This is a genomic window from Stappia sp. TSB10GB4 (genome assembly GCF_900185745.1).
Taxonomy (GTDB): Bacteria; Pseudomonadota; Alphaproteobacteria; order Rhizobiales; family Stappiaceae; genus Stappia.
The window spans coordinates 14291-35392 of record NZ_FYAV01000055.1; the positions used below are offsets into that span (position 1 = coordinate 14291).

The window sequence follows — 21102 nt, forward strand, 5'->3', positions numbered from 1 at the left end:
CTCAGCCCCCGGCCGGGCCGTCGACCACCTCGACGGCGGCGCCGTCGCGCAGCAGCAACTGGCCGGCGGTGATGACCACCGCGCCGGAGGCAAGGCCGGAGCGGACCTCGACATCGCCGGGACTGCGAAGGCCGATCTCGATGGGGGTCTTCACCGCCTTGCCGCCCTCGAGCCGGTAGACATAGAGCCGGCCCTCGTCGCGGAACAGCGCCGCCTCGGGCACCACCATCGCGGCGCTCCGCTGCGCGATGACGATGCGGATGCGGGCGAAAAGGCCGGGCGACAGGCGTCCGTCCGGATTGGGCAGCTCGGCGCGCAGGCGGATGGCGCGGCCCGACACGTCGACGATCGGGTCGATGGCGGTGATCGTGCCGGTGATCGCCTCGCCGGGCAGCGCGTCGAGGGTGACGTTGACCGGCAGGCCGACCCTGAGGTTGGGCAGATGGGTCTCGGAGACGCGGAACTCGACCTTCAGCGGATCGACGCTGGCCAGTTCGACGATGCGGTCGCCGGGGCTGACATAGGCGCCGACGCTGATGTTGCGGAAGCCGACGATGCCGGAAAAGGGCGCGGCGATGACGGTCTTGGCAAGGCGCGCCTCGGCCAGCGCCAGGTTGGCCTGGGCGGCGGTGTAGCCTTGCGAGGTCTCGTCGCGGGCGCGCAGGGTGCCGCTGCCCTGCTCGGCGAGCTTGCGGGCGCGCTCGAAATTGGCCTCGGCCAGCGCCACCTCGGACTGCGCCTTGTCGAGTTCGGCGCGCAGGATCTGCGCGTCGAGCTCGACCAGCACGTCGCCTTCCCCGACCGCCTGCCCCTCGGAGAAGCCGATGCGCGCGACGCGGCCGGCGATCTCCGGCGAGATGACGACGGACTCGTTGGCAACCAGCGTACCGAAGGCGCGGATGTCCTCGACAAGGTCGCGCACGCCGACCAGCGCCGTCTCCACGGCAACGCCCCGGCGTTGGCCCGTTGCGGCGGTGCCCGGCGAGGCGGTGGCGGGCGAGGTGGCCACGGTGGACGTTGCGGAGGCGAGGAAGGACGGCCCGTCCGACCAATTGACGAAGGCCACGCCCCCCGCCACCGCCAAAGCGACAATGGCGGTTCCGATGGCGGACACGCTCCGGTAGCTCATCTGGCAACAACCCCAAGGCTGACCGGTCGGCGCCCCTTTGCCGAACCGGAGAGGTTCATGCGGCCCGAGCCCCCGGTTGATGACCGAAACCGCGCTGTGCATGAGAATTCACGCAAAAGGTTAAACCGGCCTGTCAGCACTGACAAGGCGAGCAATCGGGCAAACTGCCCAAATAACGGCAGTCAAATTCCCGTGACCGCAGGCGGACGGCGGGCTCAGCCGACCGCACGCGAGGATTGCGGCGCGGTGCGGCAGTCGAGATCGGTCAGCGTGACGATGCGGTTGCCGCGCAGATCGTTGGCGCAGACCAGAACGCCCTGCTCCTCCATATGGGTGAGGAGCCAGCGGGCGCGGCCCGGCGAGCGGGTGCCATAGGCGCGGGCGATCTCGCTGTCGGGCGGACAGGGGCGCCCCTCCAGCGCTGCCTTGGCGAGCAGCAGATAGACGCCGCGCATCTCCTCGGGAAGGCTGGCGGCGACGGTCTCGGCCGCCGACCAGACCGACGGATCGATGTCGCTCGGCTCGACGCCGGCCCGCGCCAGCGCAACGCGCTGACGGAACTCAGGCAGCTCCAGCGGGCGGCCCGGCAAGCGGGCGATTCGGCAGCGCACGAGGAAATCCTGGTAGAGCGCAGCCATCGGCTGGAACGCGGCCTCACCATCGCCGAGCAGTTCGGCGATCACCGCGTCCACCGCCTTGTCCTGCGCCTCGCGGTCGAGCGGCCCGGTCTCCGCCTCCTCGCGCTTCGCCGCCTGGCGGGTCAACCGCTCCAGCACCTCGGACGCGGGGATCGCCTGCTGCACCGGCGGGCGCTCGGCGGCGACCCGCTCGTCCTGGCTGGCAGGCTGGAACAGCAGGTCCTGCAGATCCTCCGGACGGCCCTGCGGCAGCGGAGTGAGGCGCGGACCGCCGCCGCGACCGGCGGTTTCCACCGCGCCGATGCGCACGGTCATCGGGCGGCGCGAGACGGCCGGCCCGAGGGCGACGAAATGGCCGCGCTCGAGATTGCGGAAGGCTTCGGCCTGGCGCTTTTCCATGCCGAGCAGGTCGGCGGCGCGGGCCATGTCGATGTCGAGAAAGGTGCGGCCCATCAGGAAGTTGGACGCTTCGGCGGCGACATTCTTGGCGAGCTTGGCGAGACGCTGGGTGGCGATGACACCGGCAAGGCCGCGCTTGCGGCCGCGGCACATCAGGTTGGTCATGGCACCGAGGGCGACGCGGCGCGCCTCCTCCCCCGTGTCGCCGGAGGCGGCGGGTGCGAAGAGCTGCGCCTCGTCGACGACGACGAGGACCGGATACCAGTGGTCGCGCTCGGCCTCGAACAAGGTGTTGAGGAAGACGGCGGCCGCCTTCATCTGCCGGTCGGGCTCAAGGCCCTCAAGGTTCAGCACGACGGAGACACGGTGGGCGCGCACGCGCGAGGCGATGACCGCAAGGTCGCGCTCACTGCCGGCGGCATCGACCACCACATGGCCGAAGCGCTCCGACAGGGTGACGAAATCGCCTTCCGGATCGATGACGACCTGCTGCACCCAGGGCGCGCTCTGCTCCAGCAGGCGGCGCAGCAGATGCGACTTGCCCGAGCCGGAATTGCCCTGGACCAGCAGGCGCGTTGCGAGCAGCTCCTCGAGATCGAATTGGCAGGAGGCGGCCGATCCCGCTCCCCTCACCTCGCCCATGTCGATGCTGACAGTCATTCGTGCCGATGGTCTCGCGTGATCGAAGTCGAACGGTCCCGCCGGCATGGCAGCCCGGCCAGCGCATTGCAAGGGCCATTCGCGGGAACGGGACGACTATCGGCGATTCGTCCCGCGCGCCAAAGCGGACCGCCCGGAAAAGGTGCGACCTCCCCGCAGTACGCTATCTGATTGTAAAATATTCACATTGTCAGAACTGTTAGGCGGCTGTTTACCCGTTAATCCGAATGGTGAGTGAAATACCCTGTCTCTGGAGGAACGTCATGACCCCCGCGCAACGCCCAAGCGGCGCAGCCTCGCATTCCGGAAGCATGAGCGAGGACATCGCCGGCTTCATCGGTGCCAACGCCTTCGACACCGGCCAGGCGAAAGCCGTCTGGGAGAAGTTGAAGCCGGCCATGCCGGGGGTTCTCGACGCCTTCTACGACACGATCGCCAAGAACCCCGAGCTGGCGCCGAAGCTCGGCGTCAAGGGCCAGGACGTGCCCCGGCTGAAGGCGGCGCAGACCAGCCACTGGGACTATATTTTCAACCACGACGCCGACGCGGCATTCGAGGCCCGCGCCGTCAGGATCGGCGAGGCGCATGTGCGCATCAAGCTGGAGCCGAAATGGTATCTGGCCTCCTATGGCCGCATGCTGGTGGAGGCGATCCCGGCGCTCGCCAGCCGCTACCGGCTGCAGCCGACGAAGCTCGCCCAGGCGCTGCAGGTGCTGGTCAGCCGCACCTTCCTCGACATGATCGTCTCCTACAACGCCTATGAAAACGGCATGCTGCGGCAACGCGAGGAGGAGAACCGCCACGAGACCGAGCTTGCCTCGCTGCGCGGCCTGACCGGCACGGTGGCCGATGTCAACGACGTCGCCGTCAGCATGGCGACCCTGTCGCGCAACACCCGCCAGGCGCGGGAAAGCGGCCAGGCGATCTCGGCGGCGGCAACCGAATTGGTGACCTCGGTCGAGCAGATCGCCGAAAACAGCGACAGCGCCGCCCGCCAGGCCGATGCCACCAACGCAGCCGTCGCGGAGGGCCTGCGCGCCATGCAGGACGTGTCGCAGCGCATGTCCGACATCGCGCAAGCCTCGCGCGAGAGCTCGGAGAACCTGAGCTCGCTGCAACGGGCGTCGGAGCAGATCGGCGAATTCCTGAGCGTCATCGAGAACATCGCCAACCAGACCAACCTCCTCGCCCTCAACGCCACCATCGAGGCGGCGCGCGCCGGCGAGGCCGGACGCGGCTTTGCCGTGGTGGCGAGCGAGGTGAAGAACCTCGCCACCCAGGCGGCGAAGGCGACCGAGGACATCACCCAGCGGATCGAGGCGCTGAAGGAGGGCATGGTCACCACCCAGCAGGCCATCGCCGAATCCCGCGAGGCGGTGGAACGGGGGCAGGAGACGATCGCCGGCGCCAACGACCGGATGCACGCGATCAGCGCGCAGATCGGCGAAGTGTCCGGACGCATGCAGGACGTCTCGCAGATCCTCCAGCAGCAGAAGGAAGCGAGCCAGGAGATCGCCCGCAGCATCACCGGCGTCGCCGATCTCAGCGTGGAGAACGACAGCCAGCTCATGTCGATGAGCGGCCGGCTGCAATCGAGCAACGAGCGCTTCTCCAACAACGCGCGGGCTTGGTTCAACCCGGCCTCGCACCGGTCGATGTGCGAGATGACCAAGATCGACCACGTCATGTTCAAAAAACGCGTGATCGACACGATCATCGGACGAGACGACTGGACCGCCGCCGCCGTACCCGACCACCACGGATGCCGTCTCGGCAAGTGGTACGATTCGCTAGACTCCGCGGAAATCCGCTCGCACCCCGCCTATCTCTCGGTCAAGGCGCCGCACCAGCGGGTCCACGCCGCGGCCAAGGCCGCGCTGGAGGCGCATGCGGCCGGAGACAGCGCGGCCACGGCCCGGCATCTCGCCGAGCTCGATGTCGCCAGCGCCGAGGTGCTCGCCGCGCTCGACGCGCTGTCGGCGGCCCTCGACGGGGAGCTTCGCAAGTATGACGAGGTGCGCAAGCCCGTCGCGGCCCACGGGCAAGCGCAGCACGGCAAGCCGACCCGCGCCGCCTGATCGACCGATACGCAAAACAGAAAACCCGGGAGCCGACGCTCCCGGGTTTTCCATGTCAGGGCCGCGTCACGACCGCTTCAGCGGGGCACGTTCAGGCGAACGTGTCCTTGTACATGTCGCGCAGCACGTTCTTCTGGATCTTGCCCATGGTGTTGCGCGGCAGTTCGGGCAGCACATAGACCTTCTTCGGCTGCTTGAAGCGGGCAAGACGCTCGGCGAGCGGGGCGACCACCGCCTCCGCCTCCAGCGCCACGCCCTTGTGCGGGGCGACGACGGCGACGACGCCCTCGCCGAAATCGGCATGCGGCACGCCGATCACCGCGCTCTCGGCGACGCCCTCGATCTCGTCGATCGCCGCCTCGACCTCGGCCGGATAGACGTTGAAGCCGCCGGTGATGATCAGGTCCTTGGCGCGGCCGACGATGGAGACGTAGCCGCGCTCGTCAATAAGGCCCATGTCGCCGGTGATGAAGAAGCCGTCCTCGCGGAACTCGGACGCGGTCTTTTCCGGCATCCGCCAGTAGCCCTTGAAGACATTCGGGCCCTTGACCTCGATGACGCCGACCTCGCCCTCAGCCAGCACCTTGCCGCTGTCCGGATCGGCGATGCGCAAGTCCACGCCCGGCAGCGGATAGCCGACGGTGCCCGGACGGCGGTCGCCGTCATAGGGGTTGGAGGTGTTCATGTTGGTCTCGGTCATGCCGTAGCGCTCGAGGATGGCGTGGCCGGTGCGGGCGCTGAAGGCCTTGTGCACCTCGGCCGAGAGCGGCGCCGAGCCGGAGACGAACAGGCGCATATGGGCGGCGAGCTCGCGGGTGAAGCGGTCGGTGCCGAGCAGGCGGGCGTAGAAGGTCGGCACGCCCATCATGGTGGTGGCGCGCGGCATCAGCCGCAGGATCTGGTCGAGGTCGAACTTCGGCAGGAACAGCATGGAACCGCCGGCCAGCAGCGTCACGTTGGTGGCGACGAAAAGCCCGTGGGTGTGGAAGATCGGCAGGGCATGCAGCAGCACGTCGTTCGCCGTGTACTGCCAGACGTCGACGAGAACGGCGGCGTTGGAGGCGAGGTTGTCGTGGCTGAGCATGGCGCCCTTGGAGCGCCCGGTGGTGCCGGAGGTGTAGAGGATCGCGGCCAGATCGTCGGCGCCGCGGGCGACATCGTCGAAGTCGGTGGCGGCCGCATCCGCCGCATCGCGGAGGCTGCCGCGCCCATCCGGGTCGAGCGTCTCGACCCGGGCGCCGACCTTCTCGGCGATCGGGGCCAGAGCCTCCTTGCGGGCGGGGTCGCAGACCAGCAGCGCCGGGGCGGCATCGCCAACGAAATAGTCGATCTCGGCCGGGGTATAAGCGGTGTTGAGCGGCAGGAACACGGCGCCGGCGCGCACGGTGCCGAGATAGAGCATCAAGGCGTCGACCGACTTTTCCACCTGTACGGCGACGCGGTCGCCCGGCATGATGCCGAGGGCAGCGAGCGCATTGGCATAGGCGGCGGAGCGGGCGAGCAGCCCGCCATAGGTGATGACCTCTCCCGAGGGCGTTTCGATGAACGGCGCCTGTTCGTTGCGGATGGCGGCGCGGATGCGGGAGAAGAGGTGATTGTCTTGCGTCATGCGACGGGGTCCGGTGCCTGTGTCTTGAGTTCGGGGACGGATTTCAGCAGTCGGGTGACGGCGCTGGCGGCAGCGACCGTGCCCTGGGCCGCGAAGGCCTCGTGGTTCTTCTCGATATCGCCGAGGTCGTAAAGATAGTTGACCATCAGCCCGAAGGACTGGCGCAACCCGTTGGGCGAGGGATCGGCGTGCCAGTTGACGCGCTCCAGCCGCGCGCCATTGCCAAGGTGAAAGCGGGCGACCGGATCGAGCGGCCGGCTGCCACGCTTCTCGCGCACCAGGTAATGGGCGCAAAGGGCGCGCAGGGGCTCGCGCGCCTCCTCCGGCAGCGGCGCTCCGCCGCCGCCATTTTCCAAGAGCTCGCGCAGCTCCGGCGACAGGACGGAGAGCGCCGGATGGCCCTCTTCCGCCAGCGCCTTGCCGAGCCAGGCGCGCAGGCCCGGCACCGGCGACAGGGTGACGAAGATCTTCAGCCCCGGCAGGTCGCGGCGCAGCTCCTCCACCACCTGCTTGATCAGGAAATTGCCGAAGGAGATGCCGCGCAGCCCCTCCTGGCAGTTGGAGATGGAATAGAAGACGGCCGTGCTGGCCTCGGCCGCGTCGATGCCCTCGCGCTGCTCGGCAAGGATCGGCGGCACCGCGTCGGGGATCGCCCTCATCAGCGCCACCTCGACGAAGATCAGCGGATCGTCGACCAGCGCGGGATGGAAGAAGGCATAGAGCCGCCGGTCGGGCACATCGATGCGCCGGCGCAGGTCGTCCCAGTCGCGGATCTCGTGCACCGCCTCGTAGCGGATGATCCGCTCCAGGATCACCGCCGGCGTCGACCAGTCGATGCGGCGCATGACGAGAAAGCCGCGGTTGAACCAGGACGAGAACAGGTGCTCGAAATCGCGGTCGACATCGGCCCAGCCGGGATGCTCGCGCAGGCCCGTCAGCAGCTCGCGCCGCATGCCGACCAGCGCCGAAGTGCCCCCCGGCGCCAGGTTGAGCCGGCGGATCAGCTCCTGCCGGCGCGGCTCGGAGACCCGATGGAGACGGCGCAGGCGCGCCTCGTCCGATGGGTCCTCGAGCACGGCGCGGGCCGCTTCCTCGACCTTGTCGCGGTCCGGGCCGAAGCGGGCGGCGAGTTCGTCGAAGAACTCGGCCCGCCCCTCCGGCGGCAGCGCCGCGTAGCTCGCCAGCACGTCGCGCGCCAACGCGACGCCGGAGGCCTCGCCCCGCCCCGACAGCAGCGCCTCGCACAGATCGCCGAGCGCCCGGCCGCTCGGCGAGCGGTCCCGCCGCAGGTCGAGAAGCTGGCGTCCCTGCTCGGCGATCGAGGCGAGAAGGTCATTGAAGAAGCTGGTGCTGCTCATAGGCCGGGTCCCATGACGAGGTTCGGAAGCCAGAGCGCGATCTCCGGCATCAGGCACAGCAACACGATACCGACAACCATGCATCCGACATAGGGGATCGATCCGCGCAGGATCTCAGGAAGCGAGATGCTGGGCGCTATGCCGTTGATGACATAGAGGTTGAGCCCGACCGGCGGGGTGATCAACCCGATCTCCATGTTGATGGTGAGGACAACCGCAAACCAGTAGGGATCGAAGCCCGCCTGGATGATGATCGGCAGCAGGATCGGCGCGGTCATCAGGATCACCGCCACCGGCGGCAGGAAGAAGCCGGCGAACAGCAGGAAGAGGTTGATGATCGCCATCAGCACCCATTTGTTGACGTCGAGCGCGGCGATCCATTCCGCGATGGTCTGGGTGATGAACAGCGAGGACAGGGCGAAGGAGAACAGTTCCGAGGCGCCGATGATCATCATGATCATGACGCTTTCCTTCAGCGTGTCGCGGAACAGCGAACTGTAGAGCGACAGCTTCCACAGCCGGTAGATCAGCGCCACGAAGATCAGGCAGAACAGCGCGCCGACGCCGGCCGCCTCCGACGGGGTCGCAACGCCGCCATAGAGCACGTAGAGGATCGCCACGATGATGCCGACGAACGGCAGCACGCGCGGCAGCACCTCGACACGCTCGCGGAACGAGAAGCGGCGGCCGAGCATGTCGAGGCCGACGCCGCGGCGGCGGCAGTCGTAGATGGTCCAGGCCATGAACAGGGCGGTGAGCATCACGCCCGGCAGTAGCCCGGCGAGGAACAGCCGGCCGATCGAGGTCTCGGTGGCGATGCCGTAGACGATCATGGTGATCGACGGCGGGATGAGAATGCCGAGCGTGCCGCCGGCGGCGATGGAGCCGGCGGCGATCTCGTTCGGATAGCCGCGCTTGGTCATCTCCGGGATGCCCATCTTGCCGATGGCGGCGCAGGTGGCGGGCGAGGAGCCGGACAGGGCGGCGAAGATCGAGCAGGCGCCGAGGTTGGACAGGACGAGGCCGCCGGGCACCCGGTTGAGCCAGCGGTCGAGCGCCTCGTAAAGATCCTTGCCGGCGGGCGAGGAGGCAACGGCCGCGCCCATCAGGATGAACATGGGGATCGACACCAGGCCGAAGGAGGCCAGGCCGCCGAAGAAGGTCTCGCCGAGGATCGACACGCTGCCCCAGCCGTCGGCGAGGATCAGCGCCATGATCGAGACGAAGCCGAGGGCGAAGGCGATCGGCGTGCCGACCGCGAGAAGCGCGAGCAGCGAGACGAGCACGCCGGCGCCCCAGAGCATGGGCGTCATCGCGCGCCTCCCTGAATTTTCATGATTTCGGCAATGTATTGCAGCACCATCAGGCCGACGCCGACCGGCAGCGGCAGCAGGGGGATCCACAAGGGGATGGCCCACACGGTGCTGGTGCGCCAGCCGAAGGACCAGGCCTCGTGGAAATGCTCCCAGCCCGACCAGGCGAGCAGGGCGCAGAAGGCAATGCCGACCAGCGCCGAGATGGTCTGCATCGCCCGGCGGGCGACCGGGGCAGCGCGCAGTTGCAGCAGGTCGACATTCACATGGCCCCTGTGCAGCAGCACGTAGGGTGAGCCGAGGAAGGTGGCCGCGACCAGGGCATAGATCACGTATTCCGTCTGCCAGATGGTCGAGCCGTCGAGAAAGTAGCGCACCACGACCATGTGGGTGACGACCAGGGCGGCGCTCGCCGTCAGCAGCATCGCGACCACTCCGAAGAGGCGCGAGACGGCCGAAACCGCGTTTATGTAGAAGGACATCGCCTTAGGGTTCCGGTTGCATCGGCGCCCGCCGGGACAAAGCCCCTCCCCGGCCGGCGGGACGGCCGGCGGCGTCGGCAAGCGCAGGTGTTGGAAAGCGCGGGACCGGCAGGGCCGGCTCCGCGCAGGGCGAATGCCGGCGGCGCGCCGCCGCCGGCGTCAGGCGGTCAGTCGACCGCCAGGGCCTTGGCGATCAGCTCCTCGCCGCCCGGAACGTTTTCGGAGAAGTTCTTGTAGGAGGTCTCCTTGGCGATGGCGAGCCAGGCGTCATAGTCCTCCGGCGACATCTCCACGACCTCGACGCCGGCGTCCTTGAAGACCTTGATCATGGCATCGTCCAGCCCCTTGGCCTCGGCCGCGAAATAGTCCTCGGCGACCTTGCCGGCGGCCAGAAGCGCGTCCTGCTGCTCCTTGTTGAGCTTGTCCCAGCTCCGCTTGGACATCAGGATCGGCTCATACATGAACCACAGGGCATTGGCGCCCGGCGCGGTCAGGCAGGTGGTCTGCTCGTAGAGGCGGAAGGAGACGAAGGACCCGGACGAGGTGTTGGCCGCGTCGAGAACGCCGGTCTGCAGGCCGGTATAGATCTCCGAGGACGGCATGGAGGAGATCGAGCCGCCGGCCCCGACCAGCATCTGCTCGAAAGCCGGACCGGCAGCACGGGTGACCTGGCCCTTCATGCTCTCCGGCGAGGTGATGCACTGCTTCTTGGAGGCGAAGCCGCCGGCAAGCCAGGCGTCGGCGATGACGACGACGCCGGCATCGTTCACGATCTTCTTGATGTCGTCCATGAAGGGCGAGGTGTTGAGGCGGGTGGCGCGATCATGGTTGCGCACCAGGCCCGGCATCAAGGTCGCCGAAAACTGCGGATGGCGGCCCGAGGCATAGTCGAGCGGGAAGGCGGAGATGTCGAGCTGGCCCTTGGTCATGGCGCCCCACTGCTCGTTCGCCTTGAACAGCGACTGGCCGGGATAGACCTTGATCTCGATGCCGACATTGGCGTTGGCGACCTCGCGGGCGAGAAGCTGGACCATCTCGTCGCGCACGTCGCCCTTGCCGCCCGGCCACTGGTGCGAGGCCTTCAGCACCACATCGGCGGCATGGGCGGCCGGCACGGCCAGGGCAAGGGCGGTGGTCAGGCCGAGAGCGGCCTTGGTGAATTTCCTGAACATTGTTTCCTCCCAATGCCGACCGGCCCTCTGCGTGGCGGTCGGCTGCATGTCCGGACGGCACCCGCGTCCGCGCTTTTTCGCGACAGCAGCCCGCCTCTCCTCAAGGTGACCATGGTCCGCGCATTCAAGTCAACGGTTTTTGTATACAAGAGAGGAATCATTGCATAAAATCCGGGAATGGATGCTTCGCCAAACACTCCCAAACCCGCCCCCCGCACGGCCCAGGTGCTGCGGGAAGCGCTGGAATACGACATCGCGACCGGTGTTTTCACCCCCGGAACCCGGCTCGACGAGGTGTCGCTCGCCAAGCGCTTCAACGTCTCGCGCACACCGATCCGCGAGGCGCTGATCGCCCTGTCCGCCTCCGGCCTGGTCGAGATCCGGCCGCGACGCGGCGCCTTCGTCCAGGAGATCGGCGTCTCGCGGCTGATCGAGATGTTCGAGGTAATGGCGGAGCTGGAGGCGATGTGCGCAAGGCTGGCCTGCCGGCGGATGACGGCGGCCGATCACCGGGACCTGCTGGCGGCGCATGAGGCCTGTACGCAGGCGGCCGACGCGGGCGAGCCCGACGCCTATTTCTATGCCAACGAGACGTTCCACGACACGATCTATCGCGGCAGCGGCAACAGCTTCCTCGCCGAACAGGCGCGGGCACTGCAGAACCGACTGAAGCCCTATCGGCGGCTGCAATTGCGGGTGCGCAACCGGGTCGGCAATTCGCTGAGCGAGCACCAGACGATCGTCGATGCGATCCTGGCCGGCGACGACCGCAAGGCGGAAAGCGCGCTGCGCTCGCACATCCTGATCCAGGGCGAGCGGTTCAACGACTTCGTCGCCTCGCTCGCCCGGGCCGATGCGGCGCAGGTGCGCCGCGTGATGGCTTAGGGGCGGCGCAGGCGCGCCGCGTCAGGGGATAGAGGCGGCGCAGGCGCGCCGCTTCAGGGGGTAAATGCGGCTCAGGCGCTGGCCGGCGCCTTGCTCAGCACCACCACATTGGTGTGGGTCGGCACCCGCTCGAACAGGTCCATGATGTCCTGGTTCCACATGCGGATGCAGCCGGACGAGGCACTGCGGCCGATGCTTTCCGGCTCCTTGGTGCCGTGGATGCGGTAGAGCGTGTCGACGCTGCCCTGCCACAGGTCGAGAGCGCGGGCGCCGAGCGGGTTCTGCGGCCCGCGCGGATAGCCGTCCTTCCAGTACTTCTCCAGATGCGGATTGCGGTCGATCATCTCCCGCGGAGGGCGCCAGAGCGGCCACACGCGCTTGACCCGGACCTTGGCCTCGCCCGACCAGGCAAAGCCCGCCTTGCCGACGCCGATGCCGTAGCGCAGCGCCTTGCCGCCCGGCAGGGTCCAGTAGAGAAATTTGCCGTAGGGGTCGACGATGATCGTGCCGGCCGGATGGCGGGTGTCGTAGTCGACGACCTGGCGCCAGAACTTGCGGTCGAACTTCTTGTAGGGAAGCGCGGGAACCTTGAAGTCGTAATCGGTCACCGCCGCATAGGCCGAGGCGTAGTCGAAATCCTCGCCCGGCAGCGGCGGTCCCTTGGCGAGGGCCGGGGTGACGGGAAGGCCGGCGGTGGCGATGCCGTCGCTCTGGCAGGCGGCAAGCGCCAGCGGAGCGCCGACGACAAAGGCGCGGCGGCTGAGCCGGATCGGGTTGCGGTCGGGTGTTTCGGCGTCCATGCGTATCAATCCATGCTCCGGTCTGGTGCTTCGCCCTGCGCCCCGCGAAGCTCCTGCCTCAATATCCGATCGGCGCCCCGTTCGCGAGTGCAGCCGCGCAACGGCCGGCCACAATTCCGATAAATGTGGCGTGATGACGCTGCCGCTACGGGAGGACCGGCCGCTTTCGCTTGATTTGGCCGATGCAATAGCGGAAGCCATAGACGGCGAAGCTCCAAGCTCGACAGGGACCATGCACAAAGACAAGACCAACGTGCCGGCAGTCCCCCCGCCGATGCGCGGCAACCTGAAGTCGACCGTCGCCGAGACGATCGCGCTGCGGATCCTGGACGGCACCTATCCTCCCGGCGGAACACTGCCGACGGAGGCTGACCTGCTGGGCAGCCTCGGCGTCAGCCGCACCTGCCTGCGTGAGGCGCTGCAGATCCTGGTCGGCAAGGGGCTGATCACCTCGCGCCCGAAGCACGGCACCAGCGTCCGCCCGGAACTGGACTGGAACTATCTGGACGACCAGATGCTCACCTGGCGGCAGAAGGTGGTGCCGCAGGGCCAGTTGCTGGCCGAACTGGTCAGCATCCGCGAGATGGTGGAGCCGGAGGCCGCCGCGCTGGCGGCGCAGAACGCCAGCGAGGAGGAGATCGCGGCAATGCGCGAGGCGCTGGACGCCATGGGCCTTGCCGACGGCAACCGCACGCCGGCGACCCAGGCCGCCGATGTCCGCTTCCACCGGCTGATGCTGACCGCCAGCGGCAATGCGCTGCTGTCGGGCCTCGGCGCCTGCATCGAGAACGCGCTGCGGGCCTCGATCCGCATCACCTCCCATCCAGGCGTCAGCGACCCGATCGCCCTCGGCCAGCATGCCAAGGTGCTGGACGCGATCGCGGCGCGCGCGCCGGAGCGGGCGCGCGAGGAGATGCGCAAGCTGATGGGAATGACGCGCGCGCTGCTGACCCGGGTGAAGGCTCTGGACTGAGACAGGCTTCCGACTCCGGCTCTGCGCATCACGCGGTCCGAAAACCGATTCCGGTTTTCCGGCCGATGCTGTAGGACGGTGCCGAGCCGCGCAGGCAACAGGCAGCGCGGCCGTAGGCTGCCGGCGCATGCCCGCACCGACATTCCGATACAACCCCGACCCGGACACCCATGGCCCCTCCCCTTCTCCACCTTCGCGACATCGCCCTGACCTTCGGCGGCACGCCGCTCCTGACCTCGGCCGAATTGCAGGTCGGCGAAGGCGAGCGCATTGGCCTCGTCGGGCGCAACGGCTCGGGCAAGTCGACGCTGCTGAAGATCGCCGCCGGGCTGGTGGAGGCCGATCACGGCGAGCGCTTCGTGCAGCCGGGGCGGACCATCCGCTACCTGCCGCAGGAGCCGGACCTGTCCGCCTATGCCACCGTGCTCGACTATGCCAGCGGCGGGCTGGCGCCGGGCGACGACCCGTACCGCGCGCAGTATCTGCTCGACGTGCTGGGCCTGACCGGCCGGGAGGCGCCGGCGCAGCTTTCCGGCGGCGAGAAGCGGCGGGCGGCGCTCGCCCGCACGCTGGCGCCGGAGCCGGACATCCTGCTGCTCGACGAGCCGACCAACCATCTCGACCTGCCGGCCATCGAATGGCTGGAGAGCGAGCTCGCCTCGATGCGCTCGGCCATCGTCCTGATCAGCCACGACCGGCGGTTCCTCGCCGATCTCACCCGCGCCACCGTGTGGATCGACCGGGGCATCGCGCGCAGGCTCGACAAGGGCTTCGCCCATTTCGAGGCCTGGCGCGACGAGGTGTTCGAGCAGGAGGAACGCGACCAGCAGAAACTCGCGCAGAAGATCAAGCGCGAGGAACACTGGATGACCTATGGCGTCACCGCCCGGCGCAAGCGCAACATGCGCCGGGTGCGCGAACTCGCCGACCTGCGCGCGCAGAAGAAGGACCATCGCGGGCCGCAGGGCACGGTCAAGCTGACGGTCGGCGAGATGGAGGTCTCCGGCAAGCGGGTGATCGAGGCGCGCGGCATCTCCAAGGATTACGGCAGCGGGCCGGTGGTGAAGGATTTCTCCCTCCGCATCCTGCGCGGCGACCGGGTCGGGCTCGTCGGCGCCAATGGCGCCGGCAAGACGACGCTCTTGAAGCTGCTGACCGGCGAATTGCAGCCCGACAGCGGCGAGGTGATCCTCGGCTCGGGGCTGACGATGGTGACGATGGACCAGTCGCGCGAGACGCTGAAGGACGAGGACACCGTCGCCGAAGTGCTGACGGGCAGCGGCGGCGACACGGTGATGCTGCCGGACGGGCCGCGCCACGTCGTCTCCTATATGAAGGACTTCCTGTTCGCGCCCGAGCAGGCGCGCACGCCGGTTGCCGCCCTGTCGGGCGGCGAGCGCGGCCGGTTGATGCTGGCGCGGGCGCTGGCGCGCTCGTCGAACCTCCTGGTGCTCGACGAGCCGACCAACGATCTCGACCTGGAGACGCTGGACCTGTTGCAGGAGATGCTGTCCGACTATCCCGGCACGGTGCTCCTGGTCAGCCACGACCGCGACTTCCTCGACCGGGTGGCGACGTCGACGGTCTTCGCCGAGGGCGGCGGGCTGTGGCGCGAATATGCCGGCGGCTATTCCGACATGGTGGCGCAGCGCGGCGAAGGCGTCTCGGCGCGCAAGGGCGCGGGCGATGCGGGCGGTGCCAAGCCGGCGGCGGCGAAGGAGAAGCCCGCCGAGGAGCGGGCGAAGAAGAAGTCGCGGATGAGCTTCACCCAGCAGCACCAGCTCAAGACCCTGCCGAAGGAGATCGAGAAGCTGGGCAAGGAGATCGGCAAGCTGCAGGGCGAGTTGGAGGACCAGACCCTCTATGCCCGCGACCCGAAGCGCTTCGATGCGCTGATGGCCAAGCTCACCGAATTGCAGACCAAGCTCGCAGCCGCCGAGGACACCTGGCTGGAGCTGGAGATGCTGGCGGAGGAAGAGGCGGCGGACTGAGCCCGCCGCTTTGTCGCTACAGCAGCAGCGCGACGGCCGCCCAGATATAGAGCGGCATGGGGGCGGCGCCCCACAGCAGCAGCCAGGGCCAGAGGACCGGCCGGGCGGTGTCTTGCGTGCAGATGGGCGTGCTCATGCGATGCTCTCCGCGATGTTCCACAGGGTGAGAAGGACCACCGCCGCGATGCCGATGGTGAAGCCGTATCTGGCGGCCCGGAACAGCGCCCGGCCGGTCGCGTCCAGCACCGGCACGCGCCCGGCGGCGCGGTCCTCGCGCAGGGCGACGGTGAGCGCCGCGAGATAGACGGCGAAGAACAGGACGGTGGCGACTTCCGCGCCGATGACGACGAGGCCGACGGTGCTCATGTGCGCTCTCCCTGGGCGAGGATCGGCGGCAGGCCGGAGATGGCGAATTCCAGGCTCTGCGCGATGCGGCGCGCCCGCTCCATGAAATAGGGGACGGCGTCCGGATGCGGGGCGGTGTCCTTCAGGACCTCTTCGAAATGGCCGAGCCAGATGGCGAAATGCCGGGGCTCGAGGCCCGTCAGCTTGACATGCGCGGGCACCGGACGGCCGCTGTAGCGACCGGCATTCATCGCGACCGAGGCCCAGAAGTCCTTCATCTTCGCCAGGTGCGGCTCCCAGTCGTCGGCGATCTCGGCCTCGAAGATCGGGCCGAGTTCGGGATCGCGGCGCACGCGGGCATAGAACGTGTCGACCAGCACCGAGATATAGGCGTCGTCGATGCCGAGCCGCGCCGCGGCGGCCCGGATCTCGGTCCGGCGCTCGTCGGCGCTGCGGATGCGGATCTCGCTCATGCGGCTTCTCCCACCAGAATGTCCTTCAATCCGGCATTGCCGGAAACAAGGTCGTGGATCGTGTACTCGTCGAGCACGGCGAAGAAGGCCTCGCGCGCCCGGAACAGCGCCGGCTTGAGCTGACAGGCCGGGGTGATGCGGCAGGTGCCGTTGCCGCCGGGAAAGCAGTCGACCAGCGCGATCTGCTGCTCCAGCCGGCGGACGATCGCGCCGACCTGGATGCGATCAGCGGGACGGGCCAGCCTGAGGCCGCCGCTGCGCCCGCGCACGGTCTCGACCAGCCCGGCATGGGCCAGGGCCTGGGCCACCTTCATCAGGTGGTTCTTCGAGATGCGGAAGGTCTCGGCCACATCGCCGATGGTGACGAGCTCGCCGTCCATGACGGCAAGATGCATCATCATGCGCAGGGCGTAGTCGGTCTGCAGGGTCAGGCGCATGCATCTCTCCATAAGATGCATTTCATATACCTGTTTTAGCCCTGCGGTTCAACGCGCTCCGCCCCGAAAAGGGGCCGAGGCGGGCTGCGACAAAGCGACCGGGGAGCGGCGAACCGGGGAGCCGGGAACTGGAGCAGGCCGCCGGCCGTGGTCAGAAGGCGCTGTCCTTGAGCAGCACCTCGCCATCCGCCATCAGGCGCAGCGGCGCCGAACGGCCATCGTCGGCGACGGCCACCACCAGACGGACGCGGTCGGCCGGCATCCGCTCGATCTCGATCCCCTGCCCCTCCGGCACGAAGAAGGTTTCGAGGCCGTAGTCGACGCGCAGCGCGCCTGAGGCCGATGCGGGCACACCGGTGACCCGCCCCTTCAGGGCGATGCGGCCATCGCCGGGCGGCGCCGACAGCACGGCAACGGCGCGGGAAATTCCCTCATCGTCCGGCTCCACCACCACCCAGACCTCATCGCCGCTCGCAAGGCCCTGCGGCATGCCGGTCTCGAGCTGGACCTGCCCTATCTCGGGGTTGAGGATGACATAGTCGCCGCGCAGCAGGTCGCGCGGGTCGATGGGACGCAGCGCCAGGGTGACCTCGCGCCCGAACCAATGCACCTGCAGACGGTCGGCAAGCGGCAGGCCGATCAGCACCAGTTGCAGCACGGCGGCAAGACCCCAGCGGGCCCAGGGAGAGGCAAGAAGCGCGCTCATCGTCCGCCCTCCCCGGTGGCTGCGGCCCGTTTTCTGAGGCGCCTTGCGGAAACGATCGCCACCGCCACCAGCAGCAGGCCGGCGACAAAGAAGAACACCGACTGGCCGAGCAGCGAGCCGACGGTCTCGTAGAGCAGGAAGAGCAGCGCGACCGCGAGGCCGAAATTGCCGGCGAAGCTCCAGGCCGAAAGCGAGGCGACAGAGCCGGCGGCGCTGACCGCAACCAGCGCGGCCAGGGTGAGCGCGGCGAGCAGCACCGTGTCGCCCGGCAGGAAGATCAGCACGAACGGAGACGCCGCCGCAAGCACCGCCGCCGCCGCGACCGTGCGCAGCGGCCGCGATTCGGGCGACGACACGCCCTGCCAGACGAGGCCGGCAAGCATGACCGCGAGGGTCAGGTGCAGCGGCCAGACATGCGGGATCTCGGTGGCGACCTCAGCCGATGCGGTCTCGGTGAAGCCGATGACCAGCGTCAGCACGACGGTGCCGACCAGGACCAGAACGCCGAAGCCGGTGGCCGACTGGGCGAGCGCCACCAGATCCGCGCGGCGACCGGCCACCAGGTGCTCGGCCGCCCCGTGCTCGGCCGCCCCGTGCTCGGCGCCGGACAGGACATAGCCCCAGACCGCCAGCAAGGCGCCGAACGCCGTGCCCATCGGCAGGATCGAGAATTCCATGTCGCTGGAGGACAGCAGGTAATTGGTGTCGAGCCAGGCGGCGAAGAGCCAGCCATAGATGCCCGCGAACAGCAGCAGCACCGACCAGCGGCCGGCAAAGGAGGTCATGCGCGCCACATGGAGGAGGCAGGCCAGCAGCAGGGCCAGGGCAATGGCGACCTGCGCCCATGTCGGGCGCGGCGGGTCGCCGATCCACCACAGCCAGGCAAGGGACGCCACCGCCGCCGCCACCAGCGAGGCCCGCGAGCCGCAGAGCCAGGCAGCCGCCAGGGCGCCGCAGGCAACCAGCAGGGCGCCGCCCGGCCAGTCCGAGGGCAGATGATAGATCTGCCCGACGAGAGCGAGGCCGCAGACGAAGACGAGGGTTGCGAACATGGTCGCAAGGTCGGCGACCGCGCGCAGGCCCCGCGCCGCCATGGCGGCGGCAAAGCCATGGGCGGCCAGCAGCAGCGCCGCGATGCCGACCAGCTTGACCGCGCGCGGGATCACCTCCCAGTTGGCGGCGACGAAGGCGGCGACCGCAAGCGCGAGGCAGATGGTGCCGATGCCGGCGAACAGCGCGGGAAGGCGCGACCAGCCGGACGGCGCCTCGCCGATCTCCGCCCGGATCTTCGCCAGGCCCTCGGTGCCGATCCAGCCATTGGCGGCCCAGCGGGCAAGATCCGTTTCGAGCTGCTTCAGGTAGCCTGCACGGTTCATCAAGTCGTAGCCCTTCCCGTCGGGAGTGAGGATCGCGGTCGTCGGACCTTCATGAGGACGGATCGCCCCGCCCGTCAAGTCGCAACGGGTCGCGCACGCGCGCGGCAACGGCCGGCCCGCGGTCCCGTCCAGCGCTCACAAGGCCGCCGACAGGACGAACCAGACGAGGACGGCGAGCGACCCGCTGGCCGGAACCGTGACCATCCAGGCGCTGACGATGGTCAGCACATGGGCGCGGCGGACCAGCATGCGCCGGCGGATGTCGGCGGCCTCGCCCGCCTCGGGCCGGGCGAGCAGGTCGGCGGGATTGGCCGCTGCCCGTGCGCGGCGCTCCCGGTTCATGTACCATTCGCGGTAGAAGCCGACGCCGAACACCGCGCCGACCGCCGTATGGGTCGAGGAGATCGGCAGGCCGGCGGCGCTGGCGAGCAGCACCGTGGCGGCGGTTGCCAGCAGCACGCAGAAGGCGCGGATCGGGTTGAGGCGGGTGATGCGCTCGCCGACCATGCGCACGAGGCGCGGCCCGAACAGCAGCAGGCCGAGCGAGATCCCGAGCGCCCCGACCACCAGCACCGGCAGCAGCAGCACGCCGTCGGGCGCTCCGACCCCGTCCTCGCCAAGAGCGGAGAAGATGGCGGCCACCGGCCCGACCGCGTTGGCGACATCGTTGGCGCCGTGGGCAAAGGAGAGGATCGCCGCCGCAACGACCAGAGGCGGCCGGAAGAGATGGCGCAGCGACTGGTTCCTGTCGTCGAGCCCCCGCGCCGCCCGGATCACCGCCGGGCGCGAGATCGCATAGGCAAGCCCGGCGGCCACGGCGCCAAGGCCGAGGACCGGCAGGGCGCCGGCACCGCGCAGGGCCGGCAATCCGACCAGGATCAGATAGAGCGTGAACGTGCCGGCCATCGCCGCGAAGATCGCCGGCAGCCAGCGCCGGGCCGCCGCGAGGCGGTCGCTCCTGCGCAGGATGAAGGTCTTGATGAAGGCCAGCAGCAGCGCCGCCGCAACGCCGCCCAGCACCGGCGAGACCAGCCAGCCGGCGGCGATCGCCGTCAGCGTCAGCCCGTCGAGCGCCACGGTGCCGGCCGCAACCAGCCCGGCGCCCACCACCGCTCCGACCACCGCATGGGTGGTCGACACCGGAGCGCCGATCATGGTGGCGAGATTGATCCACAGGGCGGCGGCGACGAGCGCGGCGAGCATGGCCAGCGGAAAATCCTGCGGCCGGGCGAACTGGTCGGCCGAGACGATGCCGGAGGAAATGGTCGAAACGACACCGGAGCCGGCCAGCAGCGCGCCGGCGCTCTCGCACAGGGCCGCCAGCACGAGGGCGCTGCCCATGGTCAGCACGCGCGCGCCGACCGCCGGCCCCATGTTGTTGGCGACATCGTTGGCGCCGATGTTGAGCGCCATGTAGCCGCCAAGCACCACGGCCGCGGTCAGCAGGAACCAGTGCGAGGTCTCCGACAGCAGCAAGGCGGCGAGACAGCCGACGAGGACGAGGAAGAGAACGCCGAAGCCGAGCGTCACATAGGAGCGCGAGAGATAGCTGGTCGCTTCCTCGACATAGGTGAACTTGTCGAGGTCCTTGTCGAGGGTGGTGCGGATCCTGGCGGGGGTCCTGTCGCTCATGGCGCCATGCTGCGCCCGGCAAATGACGATTTGGCGACGTCCGCGATCAACCGTGGCAGCAAGTGCGTCCCCCGCCCCCGCAGGCGCGGACGCGCCTCACCGCAACTCCTCCAGCAGCCGGGCATTGCCAAGCAGGCGGGACAGCTCCGGCTCGTGGACATTGCGGGCGGCCTCCGCCGGATCGAACCAGCGCAGTTCGCGCTGTCCCTTTTCCGGCCAGTCCTGCGCCGCGCCGGCGACAGCCAGCGGAAACACCTGCACGCGCACGCGGCGGCGCAGCCCATTGTCGAGAAGCTTGCGATAGGAATAGCTGCCGAGCGGCTCGCTGCCGACCCGGCCGGACAGGCCCGCCTCCTCCCAGGCTTCCGCGGCCGCCGTCTCGCTCAGCGAGCGGCCCTTCTGCGGCCAGCCCTTGGGCAGGACCCAACGCCCGGTGTCGCGGCTGGTGGCCAGCAGAACCTGCAGACGCCCCTCGCCATCGCGCCGCCAGGGAAGGGCCGCGACCTGCACCGCCTCCGGCTTGCCGCCGAGCCACAGGCGCAGGGTCTCGATCACGCGGGAGATGCGCGCGGGCGCCTTGGATACGGTCGGAACTGCCAGGGCCATGGCAACAAGCCCCCTTCGATCACTTAGCCTTTGACGAATC

General features: G+C 68.9%; 19 protein-coding genes. 4 read left to right on the forward strand and 15 right to left on the reverse strand.

Annotation, left to right across the window (positions count from 1 at the left end; translation table 11 throughout):
* Position 1: 1 nt before the first annotated feature.
* A complete protein-coding gene (locus TSB10GB4_RS15010; protein WP_186396368.1) occupies positions 2-1129 on the reverse strand; it encodes an efflux RND transporter periplasmic adaptor subunit in 1128 nt (375 codons plus the stop codon).
* Between the two features lie 215 nt (positions 1130-1344).
* On the reverse strand, positions 1345-2826 hold the full coding sequence (locus tag TSB10GB4_RS15015) for an ATP-binding protein (RefSeq protein ID WP_186396369.1): 1482 nt from the start codon (positions 2824-2826) through the stop codon (positions 1345-1347).
* Between the two features lie 311 nt (positions 2827-3137).
* Between TSB10GB4_RS15015 and TSB10GB4_RS15020 the strand changes: the two genes are divergently transcribed.
* Positions 3138-4904, forward strand: a complete 1767-nt coding sequence (locus tag TSB10GB4_RS15020) for a methyl-accepting chemotaxis protein (RefSeq protein ID WP_186396370.1) — start codon at positions 3138-3140, stop codon at positions 4902-4904.
* A gap of 91 nt (positions 4905-4995) precedes the next feature.
* Here the strand turns inward: TSB10GB4_RS15020 and TSB10GB4_RS15025 are convergent, their stop codons facing one another.
* The 5 genes from TSB10GB4_RS15025 to dctP all read right to left on the reverse strand — a co-directional run bounded on the left by TSB10GB4_RS15025 (position 4996) and on the right by dctP (position 10838).
* Positions 4996-6513, reverse strand: a complete 1518-nt coding sequence (locus TSB10GB4_RS15025; protein ID WP_186396371.1) for a malonyl-CoA synthase — start codon at positions 6511-6513, stop codon at positions 4996-4998.
* Positions 6510-7871, reverse strand: a complete 1362-nt coding sequence (locus TSB10GB4_RS15030; RefSeq protein WP_186396372.1) for a malonyl-CoA decarboxylase — start codon at positions 7869-7871, stop codon at positions 6510-6512. The genes TSB10GB4_RS15025 and TSB10GB4_RS15030 overlap by 4 nt, the downstream gene beginning before the upstream one ends.
* The gene (locus TSB10GB4_RS15035; protein WP_186396373.1) at positions 7868-9184 is read right to left on the reverse strand and encodes a TRAP transporter large permease; all 1317 of its coding nucleotides are present in this window, start codon (positions 9182-9184) and stop codon (positions 7868-7870) included. The genes TSB10GB4_RS15030 and TSB10GB4_RS15035 overlap by 4 nt, the downstream gene beginning before the upstream one ends.
* Complete coding sequence (locus tag TSB10GB4_RS15040; RefSeq protein ID WP_186396374.1) at positions 9181-9666, reverse strand: TRAP transporter small permease subunit; 486 nt, start codon at positions 9664-9666, stop codon at positions 9181-9183. The genes TSB10GB4_RS15035 and TSB10GB4_RS15040 overlap by 4 nt, the downstream gene beginning before the upstream one ends.
* A 167-nt stretch (positions 9667-9833) precedes the next feature.
* A complete protein-coding gene (dctP, locus tag TSB10GB4_RS15045; protein WP_186386712.1) occupies positions 9834-10838 on the reverse strand; it encodes a TRAP transporter substrate-binding protein DctP in 1005 nt (334 codons plus the stop codon).
* A gap of 177 nt (positions 10839-11015) precedes the next feature.
* Here dctP and TSB10GB4_RS15050 point away from each other — a divergent pair, with 177 nt between their 5' ends.
* The gene (locus TSB10GB4_RS15050) at positions 11016-11723 is read left to right on the forward strand and encodes a GntR family transcriptional regulator (protein ID WP_186396375.1); all 708 of its coding nucleotides are present in this window, start codon (positions 11016-11018) and stop codon (positions 11721-11723) included.
* A gap of 71 nt (positions 11724-11794) precedes the next feature.
* On the opposite strand, the gene TSB10GB4_RS15055 is transcribed toward TSB10GB4_RS15050, so the two are convergent.
* Complete coding sequence (locus TSB10GB4_RS15055) at positions 11795-12523, reverse strand: L,D-transpeptidase (RefSeq protein WP_186396376.1); 729 nt, start codon at positions 12521-12523, stop codon at positions 11795-11797.
* Between the two features lie 253 nt (positions 12524-12776).
* Between TSB10GB4_RS15055 and TSB10GB4_RS15060 the strand changes: the two genes are divergently transcribed.
* Entirely contained in the window at positions 12777-13496 is a 720-nt protein-coding gene (locus TSB10GB4_RS15060) for a FadR/GntR family transcriptional regulator (RefSeq protein WP_208984828.1), read from the forward strand.
* 170 nt (positions 13497-13666) lie between these two features.
* Positions 13667-15487: an ABC-F family ATP-binding cassette domain-containing protein gene (locus tag TSB10GB4_RS15065; RefSeq protein WP_186396378.1), complete on the forward strand. Its 1821-nt coding sequence runs from the start codon at positions 13667-13669 to the stop codon at positions 15485-15487.
* A 132-nt stretch (positions 15488-15619) separates the two neighbouring features.
* Here the strand turns inward: TSB10GB4_RS15065 and TSB10GB4_RS15070 are convergent, their stop codons facing one another.
* The 7 genes from TSB10GB4_RS15070 to TSB10GB4_RS15100 all read right to left on the reverse strand — a co-directional run bounded on the left by TSB10GB4_RS15070 (position 15620) and on the right by TSB10GB4_RS15100 (position 21062).
* A complete protein-coding gene (locus tag TSB10GB4_RS15070; RefSeq protein WP_186396379.1) occupies positions 15620-15853 on the reverse strand; it encodes a hypothetical protein in 234 nt (77 codons plus the stop codon).
* Positions 15850-16305, reverse strand: a complete 456-nt coding sequence (locus TSB10GB4_RS15075) for a group III truncated hemoglobin (protein ID WP_186396380.1) — start codon at positions 16303-16305, stop codon at positions 15850-15852. Before TSB10GB4_RS15075 ends, TSB10GB4_RS15070 begins: the two co-directional genes overlap by 4 nt.
* Positions 16302-16742 (reverse strand): Rrf2 family transcriptional regulator, encoded by a 441-nt coding sequence (locus tag TSB10GB4_RS15080; protein ID WP_186386705.1) that lies wholly within the window; start codon positions 16740-16742, stop codon positions 16302-16304. The genes TSB10GB4_RS15075 and TSB10GB4_RS15080 overlap by 4 nt, the downstream gene beginning before the upstream one ends.
* A gap of 151 nt (positions 16743-16893) precedes the next feature.
* Positions 16894-17448 (reverse strand): GDYXXLXY domain-containing protein, encoded by a 555-nt coding sequence (locus TSB10GB4_RS15085; protein ID WP_186396381.1) that lies wholly within the window; start codon positions 17446-17448, stop codon positions 16894-16896.
* Positions 17445-18824: a DUF2157 domain-containing protein gene (locus TSB10GB4_RS15090; RefSeq protein ID WP_244570932.1), complete on the reverse strand. Its 1380-nt coding sequence runs from the start codon at positions 18822-18824 to the stop codon at positions 17445-17447. The genes TSB10GB4_RS15085 and TSB10GB4_RS15090 overlap by 4 nt, the downstream gene beginning before the upstream one ends.
* A gap of 135 nt (positions 18825-18959) precedes the next feature.
* Complete coding sequence (locus TSB10GB4_RS15095) at positions 18960-20456, reverse strand: inorganic phosphate transporter (protein ID WP_186396383.1); 1497 nt, start codon at positions 20454-20456, stop codon at positions 18960-18962.
* Positions 20457-20552: 96 nt separating this feature from the next.
* The gene (locus TSB10GB4_RS15100; RefSeq protein ID WP_186396384.1) at positions 20553-21062 is read right to left on the reverse strand and encodes an NUDIX hydrolase; all 510 of its coding nucleotides are present in this window, start codon (positions 21060-21062) and stop codon (positions 20553-20555) included.
* Positions 21063-21102 lie beyond the last annotated feature (40 nt).

What these genes read in the sequence shown, in the direction of transcription:
- TSB10GB4_RS15030 (WP_186396372.1), bottom strand. Translation starts at nt 7,871, where the DNA reads ATGAGCAGCACCAGCTTCTTCAATGACCTTCTCGCCTCGATCGCCGAG.
- TSB10GB4_RS15020 (WP_186396370.1), top strand. Translation starts at nt 3,138, where the DNA reads ATGAGCGAGGACATCGCCGGCTTCATCGGTGCCAACGCCTTCGACACC.
- TSB10GB4_RS15085 (WP_186396381.1), bottom strand. Translation starts at nt 17,448, where the DNA reads ATGAGCGCGCTTCTTGCCTCTCCCTGGGCCCGCTGGGGTCTTGCCGCC.
- TSB10GB4_RS15090 (WP_244570932.1), bottom strand. Translation starts at nt 18,824, where the DNA reads ATGAACCGTGCAGGCTACCTGAAGCAGCTCGAAACGGATCTTGCCCGC.
- TSB10GB4_RS15035 (WP_186396373.1), bottom strand. Translation starts at nt 9,184, where the DNA reads ATGACGCCCATGCTCTGGGGCGCCGGCGTGCTCGTCTCGCTGCTCGCG.
- TSB10GB4_RS15040 (WP_186396374.1), bottom strand. Translation starts at nt 9,666, where the DNA reads ATGTCCTTCTACATAAACGCGGTTTCGGCCGTCTCGCGCCTCTTCGGA.
- TSB10GB4_RS15075 (WP_186396380.1), bottom strand. Translation starts at nt 16,305, where the DNA reads ATGAGCGAGATCCGCATCCGCAGCGCCGACGAGCGCCGGACCGAGATC.
- TSB10GB4_RS15100 (WP_186396384.1), bottom strand. Translation starts at nt 21,062, where the DNA reads ATGGCCCTGGCAGTTCCGACCGTATCCAAGGCGCCCGCGCGCATCTCC.
- TSB10GB4_RS15025 (WP_186396371.1), bottom strand. Translation starts at nt 6,513, where the DNA reads ATGACGCAAGACAATCACCTCTTCTCCCGCATCCGCGCCGCCATCCGC.
- dctP (WP_186386712.1), bottom strand. Translation starts at nt 10,838, where the DNA reads ATGTTCAGGAAATTCACCAAGGCCGCTCTCGGCCTGACCACCGCCCTT.
- TSB10GB4_RS15065 (WP_186396378.1), top strand. Translation starts at nt 13,667, where the DNA reads ATGGCCCCTCCCCTTCTCCACCTTCGCGACATCGCCCTGACCTTCGGC.
- TSB10GB4_RS15050 (WP_186396375.1), top strand. Translation starts at nt 11,016, where the DNA reads ATGGATGCTTCGCCAAACACTCCCAAACCCGCCCCCCGCACGGCCCAG.
- TSB10GB4_RS15095 (WP_186396383.1), bottom strand. Translation starts at nt 20,456, where the DNA reads ATGAGCGACAGGACCCCCGCCAGGATCCGCACCACCCTCGACAAGGAC.
- TSB10GB4_RS15010 (WP_186396368.1), bottom strand. Translation starts at nt 1,129, where the DNA reads ATGAGCTACCGGAGCGTGTCCGCCATCGGAACCGCCATTGTCGCTTTG.
- TSB10GB4_RS15070 (WP_186396379.1), bottom strand. Translation starts at nt 15,853, where the DNA reads ATGAGCACCGTCGGCCTCGTCGTCATCGGCGCGGAAGTCGCCACCGTC.
- TSB10GB4_RS15055 (WP_186396376.1), bottom strand. Translation starts at nt 12,523, where the DNA reads ATGGACGCCGAAACACCCGACCGCAACCCGATCCGGCTCAGCCGCCGC.
- TSB10GB4_RS15080 (WP_186386705.1), bottom strand. Translation starts at nt 16,742, where the DNA reads ATGCGCCTGACCCTGCAGACCGACTACGCCCTGCGCATGATGATGCAT.
- TSB10GB4_RS15015 (WP_186396369.1), bottom strand. Translation starts at nt 2,826, where the DNA reads ATGACTGTCAGCATCGACATGGGCGAGGTGAGGGGAGCGGGATCGGCC.